Here is a 25,528-nt window from a genome sequence, read left to right on the forward strand (position 1 = left end):
TCATCTATTGCGGATTCAGTCGATCGGGTATTCCCTCACAACCGCCAGGAATCGTCGATCGGGTGTTCCTGCCCCCCCATCGACAGCAATATTCTCGTTGCTCCGGTGAGAGTCGCTGGACGTTAGTGAAGTCGGCGTTTTCCACTACTGCCCCAGTAAATTCGCCAGTGGTGTAATTGGGAATATCGTGGGGGGTACGAGGCGTTGCGGTTTGGGCTGATCCATAGAATAACCGCGTCCCCATCAGGTCTGCCCCAGCAAGATTAGCCTCCAGCAGAACCGTGCGGGCTAAATTTGCCTTGACCAGATCACAGTTCATCAAGTTGGCACGGATCAGGTTAATGCCGCTTAAATCCGTCCAGCGCAGGTCTGTCCCTGAGAGATCCGCACCCGCCAGCATGATCCCCAGATCCACCACGCGCGTTCCATAATTTCGATCCTCTGCATATCCACCCAATCCGTCCAGAATGGCTCGTCCCAGCCGACCATCTCGCTTCAGGGGAGTCAGCAGGCGCGATCGAGACAAAAATCGCAATACCTTTGCCTTACCGTTGGCATCCACACTGCTTAAAATTGCCGCTGTGCGCCCCTCCGCAATGGCCCGTTCCAGGGGCAAATCTTCCAGCAATCCCTCTTCATCCAGCACCAGTTCCGAAATTCCCTGGAAAAAAGCATCGATCGTCTGCTGCTGCGTAATGATGTTTTGTTGAATGGTCAGATCCTTAGAAATGACGTACTGTCGCCACGCTACATACACCGCCAGAATTGCAATCAAAATTTGTCCAATCGCCCCAATCACTTCACCGGTCGCGCCGATCGCCTCCCAGTTCAGCCGATCTAACCAGCCGCCCCATCTGCGCCAGACTCCGCTGATTTGCAACAACCCAAAGAGCGCGGCAACAAACCCAATCAAGCTCATGGTCAGAGTGCGCTGTTGAGGAGACAATAACTCCACCACCACCGTTTGCACATCTCTCCAGATCACCCGCAGGGAAATCAGCAATGCCACCACTGCCCCAGCCAGCCCCAACCAGCCCAGATTTAAACTCAGTCCTACCAGCATGACCCCGATCGCAGTCAGGATCAGCAAGCCGTAGGGCGGAGACTTGGATTGAGGCGGATCAAAATTCACCGGCGATTTGGGCATAAACCCCCTGGAGTTTGGCAACTCTTGTTGGGGTTGGACAAAGGAGGGTTGAGTTCCAGAGAGTGAACGAGTCTCGACAACATCCGGCGAATGGGTTGAAATCAGACTTTCCTGGGCAGCCGATCGGGAGCGATCGGAACGGCTGGACTGGACTTCTGCAGAATTTTCTTCGGCAAGGGATTGAGGCTGATCAGAATCGGACATCATAGGCGTAGTTGGGTAGGGGGTTGGGGTTGCATCTGTAGGCAGGCTGAGCCATACCGGGACTCTAAGGAGTAATCCGAGCTAAATTATATAATTCGTATCCTATGGGATCTGAGGTAGTCCTATCGATCGCTCTATCAAATTGACGGGAATCAAATTGACGATGAAGTTGCAAATTTGCCTTCCGTGTTTTTTCGGTAGCTTAATTTTCGATCGCGGCAATTGAGTTTGAAGGGATAGATGACTCGATAAATTTACGCTTTGAATGGAAGAATCTTCCGCTTCAAACCACAGGAAAATTCAGAAGATTTGCGGTTTTGATGGATGGGGTACGTGTAACAAAATTGATGGTGAAAATTGAATTGCGTCAGGCACCTTGCTTATACCCTGTCGTGTCCGTCAATCCGTTGATTTTCCAACCTGTTGATCTTCCAACCCGTTCATTTTCTGACTGAGCTTCAAGCCTTGATTTCTTGCCGGGTGGGCATTGCTCACCGGGTGTATCCCACGTTTGCATTTGCCTGACGGATTGTTCACAGAGCGTTCACTGGCAGGCAAGATGCCTGCGCTACAGAAATCGATCATTTTGCAGCAATGGGATGCTGCCCGCGCACTGGCCTTGAGTCAGTGCCATTCAATCATCATTCCTTCATTCCCTTCACTTTCCTACTATGAAAAATTTACTTACGACCGGGTTCGCGTTGACGACAACCCTGGCAGGGCTTTTGTCCGTTGCAGCACCCGCAAACGCCTTTTCCTGGAATAATTCCTGGACTCAACCGACGGTTCAGACCAAAGCTGAAACTGGGTTTGATGACACACCCTTTCAACAGTTTGTTCAGGCAGAACGGGTGGCTTTGCCAAACATTGGACAGTTCGTGCTGAATCCAGAGAAGCTGTTTTTGAAGTTTGACCATGAGGTGATGGTTTACTTCATTAATGAAGGGGCTGGATATCGCAATCAGCTTGCCTTTGAAGCCACCGGAGCTACAAACGCCACTGGCTTGGTGTTCAACGATATTTCCTCGCCTGAGTCTATTTTGTCTGAAAGTAACGGGGCCCTGCGGAAGGGAGATGGGGTGAGCCTGGGAACGATTTCCGGCGGCACACAGCTAGACTTCTGGCTGCGGGCAAATGGTTTCAACGGTGGCACAAACATCTTTGGAACGCAAACTGAATCGAACCTCGATCGACTCCAGCACGTTGTGGCCTATGCCTACCAGAACTTCATTATTCTCGGCTTTGAGGATCTGTATGGTGCATTGGGAGCAACGGGAATTGATCCATTGACGGGCAAAATGAACGAGCGATCGGATCGAGACTTCAATGATGTGGTAGTGGTAATCGACATTGGAACCGCGAACCTGAATCACCTGATGGGAGTTCCTGAACCATCCACCGTACTGGCACTGACTGGTATGACGATCGTTGGCATTTTTGGGCTGCGTCGTAAGGCTAAACCCGCTTAGGAATGCAATTGAATAATCTGAGATTCTTGAGGGGTGGGCATCTTGCCCGCCCAAGCCAAAGTCAATCAGTCAACCTATCCCAGACTATCTTTGAGGGCATAAACCACTTGCTCTTGCTGACTGGCCTCTAGCTCTGGAAACATAGGTAGAGACAGCACTTCCTGTGATAGTTGCTCAGATATCCTCAACTGTCCTGCCCGATCGCCCAACTCAGCGTAGATGGGCTGAAGGTGAAGCGGTTTGGGGTAATAGACCATTGTTCCCACCTGCTGCTGCTGAAGCTGCTGACGGACGCGATCGCGGCAATTATGCGGCTCTTCAATGGTTGAACCTGCCTCAGGGGGAAGTACCCGAATCGTGTACTGATTCCAGACGCTTTGCCCGCCTTCCGTTTCCTGGGGAATCATAATGCCAGAAAGGGATTGCAGCAGCTCATGGTACCGACCCGCGATCGCCTGTCGTTGGGTATTCCAGCGATCCAGGTAGTGCAACTTGACGAGCAGAATGGCTGCCTGCACGGCATCCAAACGACTATTCACCCCGATCGCCTCATAGAGATAGCGTTGTTTTTGACCATGATCCCGCAGAATGCGGAGTTGATCGGCAATGGCGGCATCGTTGGTCGTAATTGCCCCTCCATCGCCGCAAGCCCCCAAATTTTTGGTGGGATAAAAGCTAAAGCAGCCGATGTGCCCAATGCTGCCGACTCGCTGCCCTGCCCAGGTGGCTCCCGTTGCCTGAGCGCAATCTTCAATCACCCAGAGTTGATGGGCTTGAGCGATGGACATCAGGCGGGTCATGTCTACTGGTTGCCCAAACAGATGCACTGGAATAATGGCCTTGGTGCGATCGGTAATGGCAGCTTCTACCTGGTTCAGGTCTAAATTATAGGTGTGCAGATCGGTGTCCACAAAAACGGGTTTCGCGCCAACAGCACTAATGACTTCAGCCGTTGCGACAAAGGTAAATGGAGTTGTAATAACCTCATCTCCTGCACCGATTTGGAGCGATCGTAATGCCAGAAACAGGGCATCTGTTCCAGAGTTACAGGCGATACATTCGGTTGTCCCCGTATAGGCAGCAAACTGTTGTTCAAACGTTTGAACCGTCGAACCGCCAATATATTGACCCGATGCCAGTACCTCTGAGGCGGCTGCCCGGATTTCATCACCAATTAGTTTGTATTGCTTGCTGAGATCGAACGACGGAATAGAATTCACTCTGTTACACCACACACTCTTCGATAAAGCGGACACTGACAGAACGGACAAGCAAACCCAATCATAATCGACAGGGATTTAGCCGTAGGGATTGGAATGCCAAAAACCCTGCCAAGGTTTCCGACAGGCAATTATTATACTCACAGTCCTAACCGCGATTCAGTTGTCAATAGCCACAATTTGCACCGCATCAAACTGACTCAGGCAAATTCACCACCGTTTGGTCTGCTTTTGCCATATTAAGCTGACCGATTTGCTTGAGTAAATCTAGGAACGCGAAAACGGCCGGAATGTGGAGGGAGTTTTCTAGAATAATCACCCCAATCACCCGCTCGAAGGGGATAGGCAGGCTACGCACTCGAATTCCGGGAGGCAACGGTTCGGCAGCCAAAAGGGGCAGAATCCCAACGCCTAACCCCTGCTTTACCATGCTGACGATCGTAGAGTCCTGGTTGATTTTGTGGACGATGTTGAGGGCGGGCGCAAAGGTGGCGAAGTGTTTGTAGAGATCCATTTCGCAGGGTTGGTCTTCTGGGGGCAAAATCAGGGGCAGTTGAGCGAGCTTGTCCCAGGTGAGGGAATCGGGCGGAGCGGCAGCAGCGGGAGTTAGAACCGGTGGCGGAAATAAAACCACGTATTCATCGCGCAACATCTCCCAGGCGGCAAATTCATCACTGGTGGGCAAGTAGGTAAAGCCGATGTCAGCCCGACCATCCCGTAGAAGTTGTTCAATATCCGTATGAACCCCGCATTCCACCAGGGTAGTAGCCACTCCTGGGAATTGGCTATGAAACTGAGCAATCACCGCAGGCAGAACGTGGGTTGCCACACTGCGGAAGGCAGCAATTCGGACTTGTCCCCCCTTCAGGCTTCTTTGGGACTGGGCTTCCTGCTGCATCTGATCGAGTAATTGCAAGACTTCACGGGCATAGTGGGTGATGCGTTCCCCAACCGGAGTTAGCGTTGCTCCATGCCGTCCCCGCAAAAATAGCGGTACGCCCAACTCTTCTTCCAGGGAGGCGATCGAGTGGCTAATGGTGGATTGAGTCAGATTCAAGGATAGAGCTGCTTCACTGAAATTACCGACCTCGGCGACTGCAACAATGGCTCGAAGCTGTGAAAGATTCATAGTGATACTGCTTCATCTCCTGCGTAGACAGCCTCCTGATCGATCGTGCCACTAGAAACGGTTGCCGCATTCCTCCAGGTGTATGAATTCCGTCGATAGCATCTATTGATGTAATAGTTTGTAAACCTTTGAGTGGCTGGATAGGGTGGAGAAGAGACGAATTTGGAGGAGTGTCGAAATGAGAACCTCTCATGTTTATCATCCAGTCCAGGCGATTCGGCGCTGGTTAACTCAGCGTTTGGTGAGCAGCAATGAGCTACAGGTCTGGCAAACCACCGATCGCGCTGGACAAACCTACTGGCACGCCTATGATCCGGTCACGCATGCCTCTGTTGTGTGTCAGTCTGAATCAGAAATGGCTACATGGATTGAGGAGGCATACTACACCACCCGATTTCACCCCTCGGATTATTGGCTCGATCGCCATCGGTTAATGCCATCCAGATAGGCCATTCCCAGGTCAGTCATTTCATCAGCCGGGCTATGCGGAACTTCTTTGCCGCAACTCCAGTCATATCCCAAACGATGCTTGTGATAGTCGATCGCCCCATGAAGCTAACTGAATTTACAGTCCAAGTGTGGCGAGGGCTGATAAGATCCAGCTAAATTTGAGATCTGCAATTTGACCCGGCTGACTTCCATGAATGACACCATCCTCGACGTTCGCAATCTTCAAGTGGAGTTTCTGACCAGCGAAAGCATCCTCACAGCCGTTGATGGCATCTCCTTTCAGGTGAAGCGGGGACAAACCGTGGGAATCGTAGGGGAATCGGGGTCGGGGAAATCTGTCACCTCCCTGGCGGTAATGGGCCTGGTTCCCAATCCGGGACGAATCAGCGGCGGTGAAGTTTGGTTTCAGGATACGGAAGATCAGGAACCGATCGACCTGGTGAAGCTTCGCCGGGGACAGATGCAGCAATATCGAGGCGGGCGGGTGTCGATGATTTTTCAGGAACCGCTCAGTTCGTTGAACCCGGTTTATACCTGCGGCTTTCAAATCATGGAAGCAATCCGGCAGCACGAACCCAATATTTCTCCAGCAGCAGCCCGTCGTCGTGCAATTAATTTGCTCCAGGAAGTCAAGCTCCTACCCAGCGATGAGGATTTGCAGCAGCAATATCGAGATCAGTGGCAAAAGACTCATCCGACCAAAGCCCTGTCCGATCGAGAGCTATCGAAGCAGGTGAGTGAACACAAACACGCCATTCTGAAACGCTATCCCCACGAGCTATCTGGCGGACAAATTCAGCGGATCATGATTGCCATGGCCATCTGCTGCAATCCCTCTTTGCTCATTGCCGATGAGCCAACTACTGCGCTGGATGTTACCGTTCAGGCTCGCACCCTCGAACTTCTGCGGGAATTGCGCGATCGGCGAGGGATGTCGATTATTTTCATTACCCACGATCTGAGCATTATTGCTGAAATTGCCGACTGGGTGGCAGTGATGTATCAGGGCAAAATCGTCGAGTATGGTTCGGTCTGGGATATTTTCTCTAATCCGCAGCATCCCTACACTAAAGGACTGCTCGCCTGCCGACCGCAACCCGATCGCCGTTTGCAGTATCTCCCCACCATCACTGACTTTATGGAAGTCACGACAGACTCCAATGGTGAAATGCTCATCCAGGAAAAAGAGCTATCTGTGGAGCAAGCCCTGCGGATCAACTCAGAAATGAGCACCGCTGATTCCAGTCAGCGCATGGCAGATCTGGAGCAGAACGCTCCCTTGCTCTCAGTTGAAGATCTTCAGGTGAGCTACCCCATTCGCGGCATTTTTGGGCGGACTCAACGGTATGTGATGGCGGTCAATGGCGTTTCGTTTCAGGTGTATCCGGGGGAAACCCTGGGATTGGTGGGTGAGTCGGGCTGCGGTAAGACGACGTTGGCGCGAACCCTGCTGCGCTTAGTGAAGCCCACGCGAGGCAAGATTGTGTTTGAAGGGGTTGACATTGCCCCGTTGAGTAACAATCGACTCCGACAATTACGCCGGGATATGCAAATTATCTTTCAGGATCCCTTCAGCTCGCTGGATCCCCGGATGACGATTCAGGAGGCAATCACGGAACCCCTGAAAATTCACGGTATCAATATGAGTCGGCGTAACCGGGCCGAACGAGTGGAATATTTACTCGATCGCGTCGGCATTAATCCGAAGTGGGCGAACCGTTATCCCCATGAGTTTTCGGGCGGACAGAGACAGCGGATTTGCATTGCCCGTGCCCTGGCTCTCAATCCGAAGTTTATTATCTGCGATGAGTCGGTTTCTGCGCTGGATGTATCGGTGCAGGCGCAAGTTTTGAACCTGTTGAAAGAATTACAGCAGGAGTTTAACCTCACCTATATTTTCATCTCCCATGATCTGAGTGTCGTCAAGTTTATGAGCGATCGAATTGTCGTGATGAATCGAGGCAAGATTGAAGAAGTGGGCCCCGCCGAAAGCATTTACTTGACCCCTCAACAGCCCTATACTCAACAATTGATCGCGGCTATTCCCAAAGGCTCACTGGATTCTATCCGCGAGCGACAAACCCAACGAGGTTTCTTAGTCAGCTAAGGAGTATGCGGAAAAATAATGTACCCGGTAGGGAACGCATAGCAGTACATCCTGACAACAGATTTCTGCAAAGATTGGGATGCTGTTCTATGGCAGATTCTTAATTGCAGGGTGGGTAAGTCGTGAGAAACGGGGACAAACGAGCGCCTGTCCCCATTAGAAAACCCCATTAAAAAGTAGACCCGTTGAAGAGTAAAAAACCAAACAACGCTATACGCCCGGATTTTCTGACTTGTCCACTTCAGGAACAATATCAGGACGTTCCTTGCCTTCCCAACCGGGTGGACGCTTGGAGTTATACCAGGCAATAGAACCGATCGTAACCGCAGCGATAAAACCAATAATAAGAACCGCAGTGTACGCGATCGGAAAACTGGGTGCTTGGGTGACAGGGTCTGCAACTAATAAGTTCATCATAATGAACCTCTCATAGATTTCACGTCGTTATCCACATCACCCTACCAATCCATAGAAGGGTACACATCTGCCTTTTTATGGAGACAGACTTCACCCCACCGAAGTAAGTCTGGCTGACCCAACGAACCTATCTCTTTAGAGCGAAGCAAAACCAATTGCCAGTCTTTATTGTGGAATCATAATTGCTTGGTGTTGTCTTTGCCGAATGCTCATCAAAGCAGTGAGTTCAAGGGCGTAACTCGTCAACTGCTCAGTCAACTCAATGACACCGCTTCGTTTCGTTCACTGTTCCTCGGCGAATTGACCCAGCAAGCTGAGTACGACTGAGTTGAATGTGTTGACTGATGAATATACGCGGTTACTGAAGCTGATTCGTCAACCGAATTGGATAGCCAGAACCTATGCAGACATTAGGAGGAATTACTGTGATCAGAACAAATGGCATGAATCGAGTGCGGGTAGCAGTTCTCATTGAAAATTCGTTTGAAGACTCAGAATTTCAGGTTCCATATACTGCTTTGAAGCAAGCCAATGCGGAAGTCACGGTGATTGGTTCGCGCATGAATGAGGAATATCACGGCAAGCAGGGTAAGGTTTCCATTCGTCCTGATGCCACTGCCGCCGAAGTGCGAGCGGAAGATTTTGAGGCGATCGTCATTCCGGGCGGAGGCGCACCGGATCTGATGCGCACCAACCCCAATGTGGTTCAATTAGTGACAGAAGCGATCGCGCAGGACAAGGTAATCGCAGCCGTTTGTCATGGTTCCTCAGGTGTTGATTGAAGCAGATCAGCTTCGAGATAAGCAGGCGACCGGCTATCGGGCCATTCGTAAGGATATGGAAAATGCGGGAGTCACCTATGTTGACGAACCCGTTGTTGTAGATGGTAACTTAATTACAGCCCGCCAACCCAGCGATTTGCCCATGTTCACTGCAACCTTACTGGGTCGGTTGGGGTTAGCGATCGAAGGCATGCTATTACCTGATCCCAGCGATCGGATGGTGGAATGGTGGCAGTTTGCCGAACGGTGGGGCGGATCAAGCCGTCAAGACATTCTCAACGCGCTGAACACGGCGATCGTTGGTGAGCGATATACGTTAGCTTCCTTTAAACACTACGCCAACCGAGTCACTGATCCAGAACTTAAGTTGGTGCTGGAGGAAATTATTGCCACCAAAGAACGCCATACGGTGCTGTTGGAAGAACGGCTCAACCTGTTTAGTGAACAAATTACCTGGCAGGCAGCGGGAAGTGAAGCCTATGCTACGCTGCAAAGCTGGTTGCTGCAAAATATTGATGATACGGCGATTTTGCGACGTGCTTTAGGCGATATTCAAACCGGGCTGGTTGATGCCAATCATTTAAGCAGCCAGATTACCGACCCAGTTACAACAGAGCTATTTACCCAGATTGCTCAAAACTTGCACCGTTGCGAACTTCGGTTAGTAGAGCTATATCGTGCTCGACGGGGAGAGCAGGTTGAACCCCCGTTACCAACGACGATCGCAGCCAGCTAGCCCCCTGAGGTTGAAAGGCGATTCATCAGCAATCGCCTTTTTTTTGCTTTTACGAGTGCGCTTTTACGGGTGTGCTTTCACGGCTTTGATTGCGGCTCTATCCCCCTCCCCATCACACCCCGACTTCTGCCAGCAGTTGGTGCATTTCTTCTGCCGATAATCCCTGCTGAATGTAGCGAGGAGATTGGGGAGTGTAGGGGCTTTGTAATCGATCGACGGTCATTATTTTTGCCGTTGCAGGTAATACGGGAATATCCGGATCAAAGTCTGTCGATCGCATTAAAGAACTGGAAAAGCCCTTAAAGATAGCAATCTGATCCGTGTCTCCTTGATCCTCGATCGTCACGAGTAACACTTCCTGCGGTCGCTTCAAGGTGTATTGTTCCAACCGCCATCCTAAAGACTGTCTGTCACTCATTGCTCCATTGCTGTGCGTCCCTGCCGCGCCAGTCGAAAGATGACAAAGTGACCCAGGTAGAGCAGATAAATAATCAGCCCTGCAATCCCCAAAAATCCTAAAAATCCAGGGGTGTAGTTGGGATGGAACGCATTTTTAAACCCAAAGGGCGGATCAAGCCAAACCTGACAAAAGGGGGTAGTAAAGGCCTCGCGGGAGAAGGCGCACTGTAGAAACGGAATCGATGCAATTACGCCTAGTACGCAGTACACCGTGGTTGCCCATCGCCAGGACGTAAAGGCCAGTTTGAGTTGATTCCGGGGTTGATCATCAATCTCCTCATTGATATCTGCCCAAAACCACAGTCCGATCGGAATCAGCACTCGCGCCATGACACTGGTGAGAAAGCTGAAGGGAAAGCCGCCAATCATCAAATACACGGTGATGGCTAACAGGCTGGATACGCGCCAGTAAATGATGAGCAATCGCTGCATGGCTTCCACTCGTTTGAATAAAGCCCAAATCAGCAAAACCAGGGGAAGGATAACGGTGAAGACCACTGCCAGACGGTAATCCATCCAGACTAGCGATCGCAGCAATTCTTGGGACATAGTAGGAGAGTAGGGAATGGGTTTAGACCACTCTCTATATTACTTAAGATTATTGAGAAAACGACTCCGGTCACGAGTTCGTTGCATCATGTCGCTTGTTGACCAGGGTGGGGAATACTGCGGGCACATGAACTGAGTTAAACCTTTTCCTGGACAAGGGTACAGAATTGGTCATCACCTGACCCATTTACCCCACCCTACAGGCTTCAGATGCGCCATTTCCATCTACAGTCCACTGATCCGGCTGTACCAGCGTAGCAGCACCCTGGCCAGGCGATCGGAACTGTGGCGCACTAACCCCTGCTCATCTTCATCCATGACATTGGCTAAAATGGCGCGTCGTCCCAGTTGCCGGACGGCTTCCCGATCGAAATATACGGGGTGAGAGCTTTCCTGGGCATAGCGGATCATTGATTGGGCCGAGGGTGAAGTTTTCTGTACCAGAACCACATCAAACAATTGCCCACCGCAGACTTCATCGATCGTGCGAATGTGATCAGATACAGTGAAACCGTCGGTTTCGCCCGGTTGGGTCATGATGTTGCAAACGTAAACTCTGGGCACCTGAGAGCGGGTAATCGCCTCTGTGATTTCGGGAACCAACAAATTTGGCACAATGCTGGTATACAGGGAGCCAGGGCCAATAATAATAAAATCTGCCTCTTCGATCGCCTGCAGGGCTTTAGGGAGCGCGGGGGGATTCGCCGGAGTGCAGCCAATGCGCCGAATTTTACCGTTGGCTTCAGTGATATGAGACTCTCCCTCAATCCGTCGTCCATCGGTCAGTTCCGCCCACAGGCGCATATCACTCAGGGTGGACGGCAACACCTGTCCTCGCACCGCCAAAACACTGGAACTGGCAGCAATCGCTCGCTCCAAATCGCCTGTGACTTCACTCATCACGGTTAGGAACAGGTTGCCGAAGCTATGCCCCACTAATCCATCCCCTGCCCGAAACCGATACTGAAATAGTTCCGTAATCAGCTTTTCTTCATCCGCCAGAGCTGCCAGACAGTTGCGAATGTCTCCCGGTGGTAAGACACCAATCTCCCGCCGCAGTCGCCCTGAGGAACCGCCATCATCTGCCACCGTGACGATCGCCGTAATATTTGCACTGTAAGTTTTTAATCCTCTGAGCAGGGTTGATAAACCCGTTCCCCCGCCCAACACCACAATTTTGGGGCCGCGATGCAAACGACGGTGGGTCATGAGGCGATCGACCAATTCCCCATTCCCTTCTGGCATTAAAACTTCAGTAATTGCTCCCAGGCTGCGGGTTTGCCCCCACAAAATCAGCAGAATTCCAGTCAGGACGGCGATCGGCCCGCTGACATAGTTGGGAATGAGTTGCGTCAGTGTTCTCAAAAATGCTCGAATCAATTCGCTGAGATAGAAAATTGGGGTTAGATTTGACCATGTTGCCAACCCCAACCCCACAAAAACAACTCCGATCGCACTGATAAAAAGCCAGCGTTTGATCAGCAAGCCAGGAGCCAGCCACTTAAACCATTGATTAACGCGGGTAGGGGTACGGTGGCGTGATTCCTGCTTCAGTATTTCCAAAGCGTGTTTAAGAAGACCAATTGACATGACGACTGGGCAAAAGATGAAAAACAATAATAATGAAAATCGAACTGAAGGATCTTGGGTTTGACGATCCAACGACGTACCCCTTACGTATATAACTGGAGAGGATCCTTAACCGCTACTGCACCTGAGTAACTTTAGCAAGTCTTTAGTCAATTGGTAACAGGGTATAGATTTCACTTTGGATTCAAATCCAAATTAGATCGCCTGGCTGGATATCAGGGAGCTTACCTGTGGGGGAGATTTGAGCCAAAATGGCTTCTTTTCACGCAGGTTGAAGTCCCTCTTTTTAAGGGGGATTTAGGGGGATCAACCCCAGGGTTCACTGTAAAATGAACCCATTTTAGATCTACCCAAATTGCCGAGTGTTAAGAATTGGTTGAAGTAACGGTCAGTCAAGATATCGAGTGTATTCCACGGTAAAACTGCCCATCAGGAAAATCAAGGCGATCGCACCGACACAAGGACACAAATTTAATATTTAACTTCCATAAACTTGCGCCAAATTGTCCGGATCAGTTCCCCGATTGGATGCCTAAGTTTAAGGCAAGCTGTGTCAAAGGAAGCCAAAATGCAAACCCGGATAGGGCGAATCCAGTTTTTCCTTTGTAGGATGCTTCACAACCAGGCAGGACAATGCGCTATAGAGCAGAATCGACTGGGATAGTAGGAGCAACGCCCCAACTCGATCCAAACAAGATTCTGTCCACTTGGGCCAACCCGATTTCACTCGATTTAAGCTACAACTGAACCTGTAGCAGCAAATTCTTCATTTGTAGTAACCCTTGTCAGCAGAAACGAACCTCAGCCCTACAGAACAGATTCTATTCCAATCGGGTTCGGCTCGATCGTTCAATTTTTCCATTGCTCCTCGTTGTGTCATCGTCGTTGTAGAATGCTTACTTCCCAGCCTGCCTTTACTCAAGCGTCAAATTCCAGTGTCATGGTTGAGCCACTGATCGAACTGAAAGGAGTAAGTAAGGCATTTGGCAGTCATGTGGTCCTAGATAATGTGGATCTGGCGATTTATCGAGGGGAAGCTCTGGGAATTATTGGCCCATCAGGAACAGGAAAATCCACCATCCTGCGGCTAATTGCCGGGTTATTGGAACCGGATGCTGGGGAAATTTATGTTGCTGGAAACCGTCGCCAGGGGTTAGTTGAAGATCAAACAGAAGCGATCGGCATTAGTTTAGTGTTTCAAAATTCTGCGCTGTTTGATTCGCTAAACGTGGATGAAAATATCGGCTTTTTACTCTATCAACATTCACGGTTGCCTCGTAAACGAATTCGTCAATTGGTGGAAGAAAAACTGGAAATGGTTGGACTTCCTGGCATTGCGGATCTCTATCCAGCGGAACTTTCTGGCGGGATGCGAAAGCGGGTCAGTCTGGCCCGAGCCGTGATGCAAAATCCCGAAGATCAGGCGGCAAATCCAGAGGTTTTGCTCTACGATGAACCAACGGCAGGACTGGATCCGATCGCCTCAACAGTGATTGAAGATTTGATTCGAGATTTACAGCACAAGCAGGGAGGGTGTGGCACCTATGTCATGGTGACCCACCAGCACAGCACCATTCGCCGGGCAACCGATCGAGTTATCTTTCTCTATCAAGGGAATGTACAGTGGGAAGGCAGGGTGAACGACATTGAAACGACCGAGCATCCCGCAATCAAACAATTCTTTAGTGGTAGTGTTGATGGGCGAATCCAGGTGGCCCCTTAGGGAAGGCAAGTCATGCGCTCACGAACGATTCGAGAAGGCTCAGTTGGATTATTGATTTTGTTGGGATTGGGCCTGCTGGGGGGGCTGATTCTATGGATTCGTGGGTTTGATCCAACGCGGCGAGGTTATCGCTTCATCATCGAATTTCCCAATATCTCCGGCATGGAGGTGGGAGCACCCGTCCGATACCGAGGGGTCTCCGTGGGTCAAACCACTGCGGTGCAGCCAGCAGCGAATGCGGTAGCCGTGGAGGTAGAAGTTCGCCCAGCAACTCTGGTGATTCCCAAAGATGCCCTGATTCAGGTGATCCAGAGTGGTTTGATTGGCGAAAGCTATGTAGACATTCTCCCAGAACGGTCTTTATCTGAAGCTGCTCTGGCAACGGCTCCTTTGGCGACGGATTGTGACCCTAGCCTGATCATCTGTAGTGGCGATCGGGTTGTGGGAGAAGCGGGAGTCAGTTTTAGTGAATTGGTCGGCTCCATGACTCGGTTTACGAACCTGTTCTCCGACCCAGAAATTGTGGCAGAAATTCGCACCCTCACCCGCAATTCAGCCAGTGCCGCCGATGGTATCACTGAACTCAGTCAGGAAATGACTAATCTGTCGCGATCGGTTCGCCAGGAGCTAGGACAGATCTCTGATGCTACCTCCACGACTGTGACTTCCGTGGGGCAAGCAGCCAATAGTATCGCTTTAACGGCGGGACAGGTGGATGAACTGATTACTTCCAACCGTACTGCCATTGTCACCACTCTAGACAGCATCAGCCAAACCAGTCGGGATGTGCAGCTATTGGTCAGCGGGATTTCTCCAATGCTGACCGAGTTTGAAGAAAGTGAACTCCTCCAAAATCTGGAAACCCTATCTGTGAATGCAGTCGAAGCATCGGTGAACTTACGATCGCTGACGGAGGCGATCGGCGATACTGAAAATCTGCTGTTATTGCAGCAAACCCTGGATTCAGCCCGGGCCACCTTCCAAAATGCCCAAAAAATCACGGCCGATCTGGATGAACTGACGGGTGATCCCGTTTTTCGGGACAACTTGCGAAATTTGGTAAATGGATTAAGCAATCTGGTTGCTGCCAGTGAGCAATTGCAGGAGCGAACTGAATTTGCTCACGCTTTAAACTCAGCAGAAATTGCCCTGCACTCCACCAATCAACAGGTGATTGAATTAGAAGACCTTTTGCCGATGCCTGCAATGCCAGAAGAGACTCTTCAGTCGCCTTAAACCCATACTCATCAGACTTTTCTAGCTTTTAGAAGGGCCTGTGATCTCTCCTCAAAACAGTAGTGTTGCCGATCGAGCGTTCTAATAAATTAAATTTTTCGCAAAAAAAATCAACAACGCTAATTCTGGGGGACAGCCTCTCAGATCTCCCCTCATCTTCTCCACATCTAGATCGATCGGTGATTATAGCGCAAATTTACGGAGATACTGCATCTAGCGTATTAGGAATTTCCGAGAGAAAATAAAAATTAAACAAAAGTAATCATGACCATTTCACCTCTGGACTTCCTTTGGACTTCCTCTGGATTTCTACAGTGGAGCCAGGCAGAAATGAAAAAAGCAAAAGCCCGATGGATCAGATCGAGCCTTTGCCCATGAGTTACTTGAGTCTCAATTAACACAAGCAAACTGAGCGAGGAAACCCATGAAATTGCCAAGGTTTACTCACTCTGCCGAACCAGGCAGAGACCCAAGTGTACCTCCTAAACTGAAGCCATTTAATTCGCTGACTGGGAAATTGTCAAGCGTTCTCTGGAAGGGAGCATTAGTCCTGATCGCAGCCACCGCTGTGTTTAGCGTGGACATTGCTGCTGAAGCTTCAGGAATCTACCTTCGCAGAGGCATGGCTGGCCCAGAAGTGGCTCGCCTCCAACGCGCATTGGGGATTCGGGCCGATGGATTATTCGGGCCTCAAACCAAATCAGCCGTGATTGCCTTCCAGAGAGCTTGCGGTTTAGCGGTTGATGGCGTTGCCGGGCCCCAAACCCTGAGCGCGCTCCATTCTGGAACCTGTCATCCTGGAGGCGGTACCGTTGTTTCCCATCCTTCTCCTGGCCCAGGTACGACTTGCACTTCCAGTGCGTTTGATAGCGGTTTCTCGCTACAACCCAGATGTGGTCGCTATGTGGTGGTGATTCCAGGTAATGAACCGGAGTTGTTATCTGAGGTCAGACGTTTTATCCCTAGAGCTTTCCTGGATGCAACTAACGCGGGACCCTTCGTGAATGCGGGTGAATTTGATAACCTATCAGATGCCACTCGAATTTCCAACCGTCTGCGTGGAGTCGGGTTTGATGCTCGGGTAGAGCATATCGGCATCGGGTAAGGCTCTGGTTAATATCCGATATCGCTACGATGAAGCAGATAGCAGCATCGATCGCACCATTTGAGCCGTTGCAGGGGCGAGCAATACGCCGTTGCGATAATGGCCGGTGGCAAGCAAAACGTTAGCGTAGCCTGTCATCGGCTCAACAATGGGAGCGGGTCGGTTGTGAGGGCGAGGTCGTACCCCTGACCAGGTGCTGAGAAGGGTCGCTTGTGCCAGTTCCGGGCAGAGGGCAATCGCTCCCTGCCATACAGTTTCCAGGCGATCGGTCTTCATGGCTTCCTGCTTCATGGCTTCCAGAGTGGCCTGGTTAGATTCGGCTGGAAACTCCACCGTTGCCCCAACCCAGTATTCTGCCTGCCCCAACGGCACCACGTGAATATCTTCTCCCGTAATCACGGGCTGAAAGGTGCGATCGCCCATTGGCTCAGGAAGCTTCACCCGCATCGCCTGACCCAGCACAGGTTGTAGGGCGATCGGATGCTCCATCGTTTGCGTCAACTCCGTAGACCCCAAGCCTGCCGCAACGATTACCCAGTCGGCAGAGAGCGTTTCGTTTGCCAATTGCATCTGTACTCCAGGAAATTGCCCCATTGGATTAGAATGACTTGCAAACCGAGTCACCTGGGCATCAAAGCGAAATGTCACCCCATTGCGTTGGGCAGCAGTGACTAGAGCTTGAGTTAAGGCAGTGGGATTCACCTGGCGATCGTCGGGGGAATAGACAGCACCCGTGACTCGCGGATTCTGGATCTGGGGACAGTGCGATCGAACCTGCTCACAGTCCCACAGTTCCAACTGCCAGCCCTGGGATTGCCGAATCTCAGCCAATCGCTGCCACTTTGCCCGATCGTCTGCCTCGAACAGCAGTTTCAAAATCCCTTGTCGATTCCAGGGGATCTTTTGCCCTGTCATCCCTTCTAGCTCAGGAATTAACGTCCCATACCGCTGCATACTGGACTGCCGCATCGCCCAGGCTCGACCCTTCAGCTTCTGACTGATAATTCCCATCAACACGCCCAGGGCCGCCCCTGTTGCTTCCTGAGCAGGCGGCTGGCGATCGAGCACAGTTACTTGAAATTGCGGCTCTCGGCTGAGTTCATAGGCGATCGAGGCTCCAATTATGCCACAGCCAATGATGATGATATGGGGCATTAAACCGGGATCAGCTAGACGGAATCAAATCAAAGAAAGCATCCAGATCCTTCAGGACTTCATTGTAATTGCGCAGGGCTTTGGTGGTATCACGGGCATCGGCCGATTCGTCGATCAGAATCAAATGTTCAAAGACATCCTTAGCAGCAACCTGGGCCGTTTTCTGAACCTTGGGATCTAAGGTGCGGGATAAGCGGAACATCTTGGTTCGCAGTTCACCCAACGGCCCGTGAATAAAGGTTTTGACATCAATCCATCGCTGTTGCTGAACCAATGTTGGAATTTCCAGCATTCGATCGCGTAATTCTTCCACGTCGTCGGTGTAACGCTGGATTTGCTCTAGTTGTGCAGGAGTATAAACGTAGGGTTTGGCCGATCGCGCTGCTGCGGCTGGGCTGCCCCAAAACAGGAGAATGCTTGCAACGATCGCTAAAACCATTGCCAGAATAGACCGAAAACGTACCATAACAGAATTCACAGTATCAACTAAGGGTTGGACTCAGAGCTTAATGTGAGAAATGGGCTAACACCGCCAAACCAGCAACAAATTGAATTCGCCAGATCATGCTGTCCCCATGTTGGCCAGACTACGCTAGAAGTCTCAATCTGTTGCTTTGAGGCACATCGCTCAGAGCTACTATACCGGGTTTTCGCAGGACTCGTCACGGCTATGGGTCTATGCCACCCACACGATTTGGTGGCCAAAAGCGAAATACCGCTCGGCCAATGATATTTTCCTGAGGCACTGGCCCCCAGAAATGGCCATCACAGCTATTGTTACGGTTATCTCCCAGGACTAGATAGCTCTCTTCTGGAATTACCTGGGGAGCCATTTGATAGCTGGGTGGAGCACTGATGTAGTCTTCCTGCAACGGTTCATTATTGATCAACACTTGTCCGTTGGTGACCTCTATGGTTTCACCCGGTAAGGCAATGATCCGCTTAATGAAGGCATCCTTTAACTGACCATTTTGAACCTGCAACCCGGAACATTCTCGTCCTGCCGCTTCCGGTGGCATGAACACAATAATGTCACCCCGTTCCGGCTCAGTCAGGTGATAGCTAACTTTTTCAACGATGAGGCGATCGTTGATTTCCAGCGTGGGAACCATCGATTCAGAGGGAATGTAGCGAGCCTCTGCCACAAAATGCCGAATTCCCAAAGCCAAAACCAGGCTCAGTCCCACTGTCTTGAGGGCTTCAACCCAGGGATTTTCAGTTTGTTTCGGTGGAGGATTGGATGGCATGGAGGGTGGATGCTTTGAAGGATTGGAAGGTGCTGTGGAATGAGGAGTGCCAGGTGTTGGCTTTGAAGCGTTTCCGGGCTTGGACGATGTCGAATTTTGATCAGGGTTAGACATGAGTTAGGTTAGGCTACCAGCCCCATCATGGGGGTGAATATGAACGAAAAGTTTACAAAATTAGCAGACGCTCCTAAAGGGGGCAATGCTCTCCCTGATGGGAAACACAGAGTGGAGTTAGTTCGTGACCGTAACAGGTGATTGATCATACCCCAAAGGACGGAGATGAAGATAACCGCTTATGTAGCATAGAAATGCTTCTCATAAATTCTATCCATTATGGCTGATCCTCTTCCTTGCTTGTACATTCGCAATGCCCGAATTCTGATGCCCGATGGTCAGTTCATTGCGGGAGATGTGCAAGTCCGTGATCACCTGATCGCTCAAGTTGCTCCAGAATTACCTCCTCCTAACAATCCCCTGGCAGATAAAGAAATCGACGCAAAAAGGCTAACTTTGTTGCCTGGTGTAATTGATCCCCAGGTGCATTTTCGGGAACCGGGGCTGGAGCACAAAGAAGATTTGTTCACCGCAAGCTGTGCCTGTGCCAAGGGTGGGTGACTTCGTTTTTGGAAATGCCGAATACGAGTCCTTTTGTTTTGTTGAAAGGTTTAGATGACTGGGCGGGCAAGATGCCGACCCCACAAGAATTGGGACTATTTGGATTAAAGGTTCCCTGATTGGCGGGCATATTGCCCATCCATCAGTCATTCTCCCTGACTGACAATTCCCGACCACTGCACCCGCTTCTGCCGTTCTCGGCGATAGGAGAAAAATAAATCCGCATTTTGGTACGTGCAGTAAGGGGCGATCGCAATTTGCTCTGGCGAAATGCCCATTTGTTCGAGCTGAAGGACATTGACCCGGCGCACATCTAACCGCGATCGACCGGGTTGGGGATCATCCAGTACGGGGGAGTTGGGTAACTGTTGGACTGCCTTGAGAATTTCGTTGGGTTCAATTGGGGTGGGCTGCTCTAACTCAGAAAGAGAAGAGGCAAGAACCCCCGCAGGTTGTTTGACGATCGTTGCTGCCACCTGAGCTGCAACGGTTGTGGAAACCTGATACACTTCTCCAGCGATCGCCGGGCCCATTGCCACCCGCAATTGATGTAGTTGACTCCCCTGAGCCAACAGACGTTCGATCGCCTTTGGCACAATGCTCAGAGCCGTACCGCGCCATCCAGCATGAACCGCTGCCACCTGTCCCGTCGCTTCATCGGCAATGAGCACGGGCGTACAGTCTGCCGAACATACCCACACTGCCTGATTTGCCAACTCAGTCAACAAGCCATCGGCATCGGGAAAGAGGGGCGATCGGTATCTCCATCTTCCTCCGTTGCCATCAGTCCTTGTTCAGTGGCGCGATTGATTTCGGAAGAGCTGAGAACCGTATTACCGTGAACTTGCTTGACTCGGTAAATGTCCGCCGTTGGCTCAAGGATTTCCACTAGATCGGCAGGAGTCCGCGACCAGAATTGCTGAGTAAAAAAACCGTGTTTCCACTCACTCAACAAGTCGCAGGTGAAATAAGGAAGTCCTTGCCAGGTTTGCAAGTGCCAGGTTTGCATGGTGGGGAAGGGGAGATAGGGAGTGGGGAGTAGGGAGTAGGGATTCGGTCTTTAAGCTCTCCGCTCATGCTAGCGTACGCCAAAATCCTGTAGATTTGTGAATCTATAGCCAGATTTCACATCTCCTTGCTAATTTTCGTTGTGGATTTTGATCTTCAAATTTTAGAAAAGGCTCTACAGCACGATCGCTTTTCGCAGTTAGCGGCACGCATTCCTCATCGATCGCCCACTTTACCCGATTTGCCGGAATTTCAGGTACATCTGTTTAAGCAGGTTGCCTCAACCAATGCGATCGCCTGGGAGTTGCTGCGTCAGGGAGCACCGGCTGGGACGGTAGTGATTGCTCTGGCACAAACTGCGGGGCAGGGACAGTGGGGACATCAGTGGCAGTCTTCAGGGGGTGGCTTGTATCTGTCCCTTGGAATTAAACCAAACTTACCCGTTGAGCAGGCAGGACAGCTCACCCTCAGTAGTGCCTGGGGGGTGGCAATGGCGTTACGGGACTGGGGCATTCCGGTGCAGATCAAATGGTTTAATGACCTGGTGATTCCGGATCGGGGCATGAACGATCGAAGTAATTCCGATCGTCTGATTATGCGAAAGCTGGGCGGTATTCTGGCGGAAACTCGCATTGCTCAAGGGCAGATTCATCAAGCGGTGATCGGAGTTGGGCTGAATTGGCAGAATGCTGTACCTGAGGTAGGAATTAATTTGAAGACGGTTTTAGCCACTCTAGCCCCCCAATCATCAAGCTCCACACCCTCGATCGATTCCCTTGAAATCCTGGCTGCGATCGTGCTTCAGGGTTTGCAGTTGGGCTACACCTACTGGCAGCGAGTTGATCCGTTCGTCTGTGCGGCTGCCTATGAAAAGCTGTTAGTGAATTTGGGACAATCGATCGCCTTTGAGGGGAAGCGTGGTGTGGTTATGGGCATTACTCCAACGGGGCAACTCCGCGTTCGGGTGGAAGATGCGATCGGTTCTGAGGTTTGTTTGGCTCCGGGGGCAGTGAGTTTGGGATATGGAGACACGAAGGGAAAATGATTTTTTCCCAGGAACTAATGGTCGTGAGTTCAATCAGGCAGAAGTTTGCATCAGCTCATAGGGTTGAATCAGAATTTCGGCTGGGATTCCCAACTCTTGATTCAGCTTCCGAATCATTTCCAACGTTAAAGGACGTTTGCGGGACAATACCTCAGTCACATTGGCTCGACTGCCAAGACAGGATTCCAGATCATGACGAGACCAACCACGGGTATCCATATAGTATTGAATGGCTTCAATTGGATCAGGAAGTTCGATCGCGCAGTGTTCTTTCTCGTAAGCTTCCACTAAGGTACTGAGTACATCTAAGCGATCGGATTCAGGCGTGTTGGGTGCGGCGTTAAATAGCAACTCGATCGCTTTTAGCGTTGCCTGATAATCTGCTTCAGTTTTTATCGGACGTAATTTCATATATCCACTACCTCCCATCTCAATTCGCTTTAATATGAATCCCAGAACCACTGAAGATCCAGAACAAAATTCGGCAGAACCGCTTCACCCGCTAGACGACTTGGGGCAGATAAGGTTTCAACCGCTTGCTGCCCACGATAAATTTCGACTTGCCGATCGCGCCGATTGATCAGCCATCCTAGCTTGACACCATTTTCCATGTACTCTTGCATTTTGGCTTGAGCAGTTTCCAGAGTATCGCTAGGCGACATGAGTTCCAACACAAAGTCAGGGGCGATCGGCGGGAATTTCTCTTTTTGCTCAGATGTGAGGGCATCCCATCGCTCTTGCTTGACCCAGGCTACATCAGGAGAACGAAAGCTCGCAGAGCTGACTTCGCCAACAGCCCCATTCGGCAATTTGAAGCAAGTGGAGGAATCAAATACTTTGCCCAACTCGGTTTGGCAGTTCCAAATGACAAAATCCGCATTAATCTCTGAGTTGCGGTTTCCAGTTTCTCCCCCCGTCGGTGGCATCAGGATTAATGATCCATTGGCATTCCGTTCAATTCTCAAATCAGGATTTGCCCGACAAAGATCGTAGAATTGTTCGTCAGTTAAGGGCGCAGAGGCAGGCAGTTGAACCGTAAGAACGTCCATACCAAATCTCAGTGCTTCAAGCTTGCTGTGATGGTTATCATAACTTTTGAAAGAAATAAGTTTCATTAAATTTCCTGCTGCATCCTTCCCAAAGTCACTTCCCACACTAAGCGAGGTTGGACGAACTGAAGCAAGTACCGTCGCGCATTTTCCAGGTGTTTGAGCTGTTCAGGCTGTCCCTGGGTTTGCCAGTAGTGGTGTTGCAGGTAGGTGACAAGCCACAGTTGGGCTTCGGTATCCAGGGTTTGAGCAATACGACGCGCCAGATCCAGCACACCCCGCAAAGTATTTGGTAGTTGAGTGGTTTCACTCAGCAGTTCAGGGGAGATGGCTTGAAGTTGTTGCCAATGGACGATCGCCTCTCCGGGGCTGCCCTGAGCCAGTGCCAAAATTTCTGGATGCTCTAACAGTTCGGCGTGTCCGGCTTGATTTAGCACCTGGGCAACCGCTTCTGTGCTGAGGCGTTGAAAGGGAATCCGTTGACAGCGAGAAACCAGTGTGGGCAACAAGGATTCGGTATTGGGTGCAAGGAGAATAATCGTAGCCTTCCCCGGTTCCTCCAGGGTTTTCAGTAAGCCATTGGCAGCGGCTTCCGCCATACTATCTGCCTGTTCCACTACCACAACCGATCGGGGTGCTTCCAGGGGCGGACGGCTGAGAAATCGGGCAATTTCCCGGACTTGCTCCAGGCGAATTTCTGGGGGAGATTTGCGCTTTAATCCTAGCTCTACTGCTTCGGCTGCTGAAATTCGCTTGCCCTGATGCAGATAGGTGGGTTCGACCCAGAGAAGATCGGGATGGTTGCCCTGGTGGATGCGTTGGTGGAGTGAGGAGGGGGGAGTAGGAAGTGAGGAGGGGGGAGCGAGGAGGAGTTCGGCGAAGCAACGGGCGGCGAGGCTGCGGCCAATGCCGGGTGTCCCTGCGAAGAGGTAGGCGGGAGCGATCCGATCTTGAGCGATGGCGCGAGTCAGGAGTTCAACGGCCTGGGGTTGTCCGAGCAGGGGGAAGAAGGGAGACATAGTCACAATTGAATTAAATTAGGAAGGGGTTTGAGTCCACTTGAATGGACTTTCACTTCATAATCCGCCATTCATTCGCGGAGGATTCATCGGATGAGCTGACCCATTGAAATTTATAGTTCCTGATTGCCGGTATCATATTTGACTACCATCATTCCCTTTTGAGTGCCGATCGCCTTGTAATTAAACATTCACATCCTATCCGCTAACCCTTTCCACCACTCACCTTCGCCTTATAGCCCATCTGAGTTAAAAGCTGGACTAACTTTTGAGCATGATCCCCCTGAATCAGGATTTCGTTCTCCTCGATCGTCCCTCCAGCTCCGCACTGAGTCTTCAGCTTCTTCAGTAAATCCGCCAGGGTTTCGGGTTTTGCCTGAAAGCCGCTAATCACCGTCACCGTTTTTCCCTTACGCCCCTTACGACTTGCCTGAACGCGCAAGTTTTGCTGATTGGGAGGGAGTTCAGCGATCGGCCGTTCCAGAGCGGCATTGTCATGATTGCCAAACTCCGAGTACACCACCCGATTACTTGCTGATCCCGGCTCACCAGATTTACGTTTACCCATCACCAATTCCTCCTACAGACCCATGCTGGCAGGCAAAATGCCTACGCTACGGAATGACTTCTCAATCCCCCATTCGATCGCTGGCAGGCAAGATGCCTGCGCTACGGAAACCCACTCCCCACTCCCTACTCCCCACTCCCGTATAATAAAAACTATTCAATCATCCCAACATGTTTCATCTCACTGAAGTCTAATGCTGACCACTGACTCCCAAGCTAATTCTCCCGTTGTTCAAGTTCCTGATGCCCAGGGTCGCTTCGGCCAATTTGGCGGAAAATACGTCCCTGAAACATTAATGCCTGCTCTGAGCGAGTTAGAAGCAGCATTCTACCAATACCGCAATGATTCAGATTTCCAGGAAGAATTTCAAGGACTACTGCGGGACTATGTGGGACGACCCAGCCCATTGTACTTTGCGGAGCGGCTGACTCAACATTACGCGCGATCGGCTGGTAGTGGCGCACAGATTTACCTGAAACGAGAGGATTTGAACCATACGGGAGCCCACAAAATTAACAATGCCTTGGGGCAAGTTCTGTTAGCCAAGCGCATGGGCAAGCAGCGGATTATTGCTGAAACGGGAGCTGGACAGCATGGTGTGGCTACCGCAACGGTTTGTGCCCGCTTTGGGTTAGAGTGCATCATCTACATGGGCGTTCACGATATGGAACGGCAAGCCCTGAATGTGTTCCGGATGCGGTTGATGGGGGCAGAAGTTCGTCCCGTTGCAGCCGGTACAGGAACGCTGAAGGATGCCACTTCAGAGGCGATTCGGGACTGGGTGACGAATGTAGAAACCACCCACTACATTCTGGGATCGGTGGCAGGCCCCATCCTTACCCCATGATTGTGCGGGACTTTCAGACGATTATTGGACAGGAAACGCGGCAACAATGCCTGGAGAAATGGGGCGGTTTACCGGATATCCTGCTGGCTTGCGTGGGCGGTGGTTCCAATGCGATGGGACTATTTCATGAGTTTGTCAAAGATACCAGTGTACGGATGATTGGCATTGAGGCAGGCGGTGAAGGCGTTCAGTCAGAAAAACACGCCGCAACGCTGACACGGGGACGGGTCGGGGTGCTGCATGGAGCTATGAGTTATTTGCTGCAAGATGAAGACGGACAGGTGATTGAACCCCATTCCATCAGTGCCGGACTGGATTATCCCGGTGTCGGGCCAGAACATAGCTATCTGAAGGATTCGGGACGGGCTGAGTACTACAGCGTGACGGATCAGCAAGCCCTTGAAGCCTTCCAGCAGCTCTCTCGCCTGGAAGGAATTATTCCAGCCCTGGAAACGGCGCACGCGATCGCCTATCTCGAATCCCTTTGTCCTCAGCTAGAGGGCAATCCTCGCATCGTGATTAATTGCTCCGGTCGCGGCGATAAGGATGTTCACACCGTAGCAAAATTTTTGAATCCAGAGGAGTAGGTGCACGTAGAAAATAACGTACCACCTGGTAGGGGCGCACTGCTGTGCGCCCTAACTCCGCGATC

The 25,528-nt window shown here is 51.0% G+C and carries 23 protein-coding genes and 3 pseudogenes; 11 read left to right on the top strand and 15 right to left on the bottom strand.

The genetic code is table 11. The features are described 5' to 3' along the window. Window positions 1–4: 4 nt before the first annotated feature. Complete coding sequence (locus ACM1PF_RS06205; protein WP_416673197.1) at window positions 5–1,354, bottom strand: pentapeptide repeat-containing protein; 1,350 nt, start codon at window positions 1,352–1,354, stop codon at window positions 5–7. 668 nt (window positions 1,355–2,022) lie between these two features. Here ACM1PF_RS06205 and ACM1PF_RS06210 point away from each other — a divergent pair. Further along, window positions 2,023–2,820 (top strand): DUF4114 domain-containing protein, encoded by a 798-nt coding sequence (locus ACM1PF_RS06210; RefSeq protein WP_416673199.1) that lies wholly within the window; start codon window positions 2,023–2,025, stop codon window positions 2,818–2,820. Window positions 2,821–2,894: 74 nt separating this feature from the next. On the opposite strand, the gene ACM1PF_RS06215 is transcribed toward ACM1PF_RS06210, so the two are convergent. Further along, entirely contained in the window at window positions 2,895–4,040 is a 1,146-nt protein-coding gene (locus ACM1PF_RS06215) for a DegT/DnrJ/EryC1/StrS family aminotransferase (protein WP_416673200.1), read from the bottom strand. Window positions 4,041–4,230: 190 nt separating this feature from the next. Beyond that, a complete protein-coding gene (locus ACM1PF_RS06220) occupies window positions 4,231–5,169 on the bottom strand; it encodes a LysR family transcriptional regulator (RefSeq protein WP_416673202.1) in 939 nt (312 codons plus the stop codon). Window positions 5,170–5,347: 178 nt separating this feature from the next. Between ACM1PF_RS06220 and ACM1PF_RS06225 the strand changes: the two genes are divergently transcribed. Both ACM1PF_RS06225 and ACM1PF_RS06230 read left to right on the top strand, forming a co-directional pair. Next, window positions 5,348–5,617, top strand: coding sequence for a hypothetical protein (locus ACM1PF_RS06225; protein ID WP_416673204.1), 270 nt, complete (start codon window positions 5,348–5,350; stop codon window positions 5,615–5,617). A gap of 192 nt (window positions 5,618–5,809) precedes the next feature. Then, window positions 5,810–7,726 (top strand): ABC transporter ATP-binding protein, encoded by a 1,917-nt coding sequence (locus ACM1PF_RS06230; protein ID WP_416673206.1) that lies wholly within the window; start codon window positions 5,810–5,812, stop codon window positions 7,724–7,726. A gap of 210 nt (window positions 7,727–7,936) precedes the next feature. On the opposite strand, the gene psb35 is transcribed toward ACM1PF_RS06230, so the two are convergent. Beyond that, window positions 7,937–8,140, bottom strand: coding sequence for a photosystem II assembly protein Psb35 (psb35, locus tag ACM1PF_RS06235; protein ID WP_416676582.1), 204 nt, complete (start codon window positions 8,138–8,140; stop codon window positions 7,937–7,939). A 201-nt stretch (window positions 8,141–8,341) separates the two neighbouring features. Between psb35 and ACM1PF_RS06240 the strand changes: the two genes are divergently transcribed. Next, on the top strand, window positions 8,342–8,470 hold the full coding sequence (locus tag ACM1PF_RS06240; protein WP_416673208.1) for a hypothetical protein: 129 nt from the start codon (window positions 8,342–8,344) through the stop codon (window positions 8,468–8,470). Between the two features lie 98 nt (window positions 8,471–8,568). Further along, window positions 8,569–9,661, top strand: a pseudogene (locus ACM1PF_RS06245) (DJ-1/PfpI/YhbO family deglycase/protease). A 112-nt stretch (window positions 9,662–9,773) separates the two neighbouring features. Here ACM1PF_RS06245 and ACM1PF_RS06250 read toward each other — a convergent pair. From ACM1PF_RS06250 to ACM1PF_RS06260, 3 genes are all read right to left on the bottom strand, one after another. Then, entirely contained in the window at window positions 9,774–10,079 is a 306-nt protein-coding gene (locus tag ACM1PF_RS06250) for a DUF7734 family protein (RefSeq protein ID WP_416673211.1), read from the bottom strand. Then, window positions 10,076–10,669, bottom strand: a complete 594-nt coding sequence (locus ACM1PF_RS06255) for a DUF3177 family protein (protein ID WP_416673213.1) — start codon at window positions 10,667–10,669, stop codon at window positions 10,076–10,078. The genes ACM1PF_RS06250 and ACM1PF_RS06255 overlap by 4 nt, the downstream gene beginning before the upstream one ends. A 225-nt stretch (window positions 10,670–10,894) precedes the next feature. After that, window positions 10,895–12,259, bottom strand: a complete 1,365-nt coding sequence (locus ACM1PF_RS06260) for a gluconeogenesis factor YvcK family protein (RefSeq protein WP_416673214.1) — start codon at window positions 12,257–12,259, stop codon at window positions 10,895–10,897. 940 nt (window positions 12,260–13,199) lie between these two features. On the opposite strand from ACM1PF_RS06260, the gene ACM1PF_RS06265 reads away from it, so the two are divergent. From ACM1PF_RS06265 to ACM1PF_RS06275, 3 genes are all read left to right on the top strand, one after another. Further along, the gene (locus tag ACM1PF_RS06265; protein WP_416673215.1) at window positions 13,200–13,982 is read left to right on the top strand and encodes an ABC transporter ATP-binding protein; all 783 of its coding nucleotides are present in this window, start codon (window positions 13,200–13,202) and stop codon (window positions 13,980–13,982) included. Between the two features lie 12 nt (window positions 13,983–13,994). After that, complete coding sequence (locus tag ACM1PF_RS06270; protein WP_416673218.1) at window positions 13,995–15,218, top strand: MlaD family protein; 1,224 nt, start codon at window positions 13,995–13,997, stop codon at window positions 15,216–15,218. 517 nt (window positions 15,219–15,735) lie between these two features. Further along, on the top strand, window positions 15,736–16,323 hold the full coding sequence (locus ACM1PF_RS06275) for a peptidoglycan-binding domain-containing protein (protein WP_416673220.1): 588 nt from the start codon (window positions 15,736–15,738) through the stop codon (window positions 16,321–16,323). A 24-nt stretch (window positions 16,324–16,347) separates the two neighbouring features. Here the strand turns inward: ACM1PF_RS06275 and ACM1PF_RS06280 are convergent, their stop codons facing one another. The 3 genes from ACM1PF_RS06280 to lepB form a co-directional block, all read right to left on the bottom strand. Further along, window positions 16,348–17,478 carry an NAD(P)/FAD-dependent oxidoreductase gene (locus ACM1PF_RS06280; RefSeq protein ID WP_416673222.1) on the bottom strand — a complete coding sequence of 377 codons (1,131 nt, stop codon included), beginning with the start codon at window positions 17,476–17,478 and terminating at the stop codon, window positions 16,348–16,350. Between the two features lie 10 nt (window positions 17,479–17,488). Next, entirely contained in the window at window positions 17,489–17,944 is a 456-nt protein-coding gene (gene psbQ / locus ACM1PF_RS06285) for a photosystem II protein PsbQ (protein WP_416673224.1), read from the bottom strand. A 202-nt stretch (window positions 17,945–18,146) separates the two neighbouring features. Further along, complete coding sequence (lepB, locus tag ACM1PF_RS06290; RefSeq protein ID WP_416673226.1) at window positions 18,147–18,725, bottom strand: signal peptidase I; 579 nt, start codon at window positions 18,723–18,725, stop codon at window positions 18,147–18,149. A gap of 333 nt (window positions 18,726–19,058) precedes the next feature. Between lepB and ACM1PF_RS06295 the strand changes: the two genes are divergently transcribed. Further along, window positions 19,059–19,340, top strand: a complete 282-nt coding sequence (locus ACM1PF_RS06295; protein ID WP_416673227.1) for a dihydroorotase — start codon at window positions 19,059–19,061, stop codon at window positions 19,338–19,340. Window positions 19,341–19,486: 146 nt separating this feature from the next. Here ACM1PF_RS06295 and pgeF read toward each other — a convergent pair. Continuing rightward, window positions 19,487–20,349: pseudogene (pgeF, locus tag ACM1PF_RS06300) on the bottom strand (peptidoglycan editing factor PgeF). 141 nt (window positions 20,350–20,490) lie between these two features. Here pgeF and ACM1PF_RS06305 point away from each other — a divergent pair. Beyond that, window positions 20,491–21,393, top strand: a complete 903-nt coding sequence (locus tag ACM1PF_RS06305; RefSeq protein WP_416673230.1) for a biotin--[acetyl-CoA-carboxylase] ligase — start codon at window positions 20,491–20,493, stop codon at window positions 21,391–21,393. 33 nt (window positions 21,394–21,426) lie between these two features. Here the strand turns inward: ACM1PF_RS06305 and ACM1PF_RS06310 are convergent, their stop codons facing one another. The 4 genes from ACM1PF_RS06310 to ACM1PF_RS06325 all read right to left on the bottom strand — a co-directional run bounded on the left by ACM1PF_RS06310 (window position 21,427) and on the right by ACM1PF_RS06325 (window position 24,029). After that, window positions 21,427–21,804 carry a helix-turn-helix domain-containing protein gene (locus ACM1PF_RS06310; RefSeq protein ID WP_416673231.1) on the bottom strand — a complete coding sequence of 126 codons (378 nt, stop codon included), beginning with the start codon at window positions 21,802–21,804 and terminating at the stop codon, window positions 21,427–21,429. A gap of 29 nt (window positions 21,805–21,833) precedes the next feature. Beyond that, window positions 21,834–22,442 (bottom strand): Uma2 family endonuclease, encoded by a 609-nt coding sequence (locus tag ACM1PF_RS06315; RefSeq protein WP_416673233.1) that lies wholly within the window; start codon window positions 22,440–22,442, stop codon window positions 21,834–21,836. 65 nt (window positions 22,443–22,507) lie between these two features. Beyond that, window positions 22,508–23,461 (bottom strand): DNA polymerase III subunit delta', encoded by a 954-nt coding sequence (gene holB, locus ACM1PF_RS06320; protein ID WP_416673236.1) that lies wholly within the window; start codon window positions 23,459–23,461, stop codon window positions 22,508–22,510. A 205-nt stretch (window positions 23,462–23,666) separates the two neighbouring features. Further along, window positions 23,667–24,029, bottom strand: coding sequence for a translation initiation factor (locus ACM1PF_RS06325; protein ID WP_416673238.1), 363 nt, complete (start codon window positions 24,027–24,029; stop codon window positions 23,667–23,669). 193 nt (window positions 24,030–24,222) lie between these two features. On the opposite strand from ACM1PF_RS06325, the pseudogene trpB reads away from it, so the two are divergent. Further along, a pseudogene (trpB, locus tag ACM1PF_RS06330) lies at window positions 24,223–25,463 on the top strand (tryptophan synthase subunit beta). Window positions 25,464–25,528 lie beyond the last annotated feature (65 nt).

The sequence above is a fragment of the Egbenema bharatensis FJBBOT/2019 genome (assembly GCF_048077055.1).
GTDB classification, from domain to species: Bacteria; Cyanobacteriota; Cyanobacteriia; order Elainellales; family Elainellaceae; genus Egbenema; species Egbenema bharatensis.

Excerpts from the sequence above, each read along its gene's own strand:
- ACM1PF_RS06255 (WP_416673213.1), bottom strand. The coding sequence starts at position 10,669 with ATGTCCCAAGAATTGCTGCGATCGCTAGTCTGGATGGATTACCGTCTG.
- ACM1PF_RS06260 (WP_416673214.1), bottom strand. The coding sequence starts at position 12,259 with ATGTCAATTGGTCTTCTTAAACACGCTTTGGAAATACTGAAGCAGGAA.
- ACM1PF_RS06325 (WP_416673238.1), bottom strand. The coding sequence starts at position 24,029 with ATGGGTAAACGTAAATCTGGTGAGCCGGGATCAGCAAGTAATCGGGTG.
- holB (WP_416673236.1), bottom strand. The coding sequence starts at position 23,461 with ATGTCTCCCTTCTTCCCCCTGCTCGGACAACCCCAGGCCGTTGAACTC.
- ACM1PF_RS06295 (WP_416673227.1), top strand. The coding sequence starts at position 19,059 with ATGGCTGATCCTCTTCCTTGCTTGTACATTCGCAATGCCCGAATTCTG.
- ACM1PF_RS06270 (WP_416673218.1), top strand. The coding sequence starts at position 13,995 with ATGCGCTCACGAACGATTCGAGAAGGCTCAGTTGGATTATTGATTTTG.
- ACM1PF_RS06210 (WP_416673199.1), top strand. The coding sequence starts at position 2,023 with ATGAAAAATTTACTTACGACCGGGTTCGCGTTGACGACAACCCTGGCA.
- ACM1PF_RS06230 (WP_416673206.1), top strand. The coding sequence starts at position 5,810 with ATGAATGACACCATCCTCGACGTTCGCAATCTTCAAGTGGAGTTTCTG.
- ACM1PF_RS06225 (WP_416673204.1), top strand. The coding sequence starts at position 5,348 with ATGAGAACCTCTCATGTTTATCATCCAGTCCAGGCGATTCGGCGCTGG.
- ACM1PF_RS06280 (WP_416673222.1), bottom strand. The coding sequence starts at position 17,478 with ATGCCCCATATCATCATCATTGGCTGTGGCATAATTGGAGCCTCGATC.
- lepB (WP_416673226.1), bottom strand. The coding sequence starts at position 18,725 with ATGCCATCCAATCCTCCACCGAAACAAACTGAAAATCCCTGGGTTGAA.
- ACM1PF_RS06265 (WP_416673215.1), top strand. The coding sequence starts at position 13,200 with ATGGTTGAGCCACTGATCGAACTGAAAGGAGTAAGTAAGGCATTTGGC.
- ACM1PF_RS06205 (WP_416673197.1), bottom strand. The coding sequence starts at position 1,354 with ATGATGTCCGATTCTGATCAGCCTCAATCCCTTGCCGAAGAAAATTCT.
- ACM1PF_RS06315 (WP_416673233.1), bottom strand. The coding sequence starts at position 22,442 with ATGGACGTTCTTACGGTTCAACTGCCTGCCTCTGCGCCCTTAACTGAC.
- ACM1PF_RS06310 (WP_416673231.1), bottom strand. The coding sequence starts at position 21,804 with ATGAAATTACGTCCGATAAAAACTGAAGCAGATTATCAGGCAACGCTA.
- ACM1PF_RS06250 (WP_416673211.1), bottom strand. The coding sequence starts at position 10,079 with ATGAGTGACAGACAGTCTTTAGGATGGCGGTTGGAACAATACACCTTG.
- psb35 (WP_416676582.1), bottom strand. The coding sequence starts at position 8,140 with ATGAACTTATTAGTTGCAGACCCTGTCACCCAAGCACCCAGTTTTCCG.
- ACM1PF_RS06220 (WP_416673202.1), bottom strand. The coding sequence starts at position 5,169 with ATGAATCTTTCACAGCTTCGAGCCATTGTTGCAGTCGCCGAGGTCGGT.
- psbQ (WP_416673224.1), bottom strand. The coding sequence starts at position 17,944 with ATGGTACGTTTTCGGTCTATTCTGGCAATGGTTTTAGCGATCGTTGCA.